1 protein-coding gene is annotated in these 280 nt (G+C 38.6%); it reads right to left on the bottom strand.

The features are described from left to right. Positions 1-116 precede the first annotated feature (116 nt). Positions 117-242, bottom strand: a complete 126-nt coding sequence (locus tag A1019T_RS13925) for a hypothetical protein (RefSeq protein WP_279626193.1) — start codon at positions 240-242, stop codon at positions 117-119. Positions 243-280: the final 38 nt, after the last annotated feature.

The following is a 280-nucleotide window of genomic DNA, read 5'->3' as shown; positions in this document are numbered from 1 at the left end:
AGCTGTAGCCTTCGTCAAGTTTGCTAAGAATCATTTGTCGGTAGTCTCTTGAATATGCCATAAGTTTTAGTGTACCACTTTATTCGTTCTTTGACTATAGTGTCATGTGTATTTCACTATTTTATCAATTTCTCAGCCTGTTTTTTCCAGCCTACTTTTTGAACTACCACCAAAAAAGGATATTTATCACCAGTCGCCGTAAAACCACCCACTTCAGGGGGTGGATATAAGGCGACACACACTGTCGTAAGAAGTCGTTAAAGGGTTGTAAGCTAAAATT

This window comes from Psychrobacter piechaudii (assembly GCF_900162825.1).
GTDB lineage: Bacteria > Pseudomonadota > Gammaproteobacteria > Pseudomonadales > Moraxellaceae > Psychrobacter > Psychrobacter piechaudii.
This window is presented reverse-complemented; position numbering and strand designations above follow the sequence as displayed.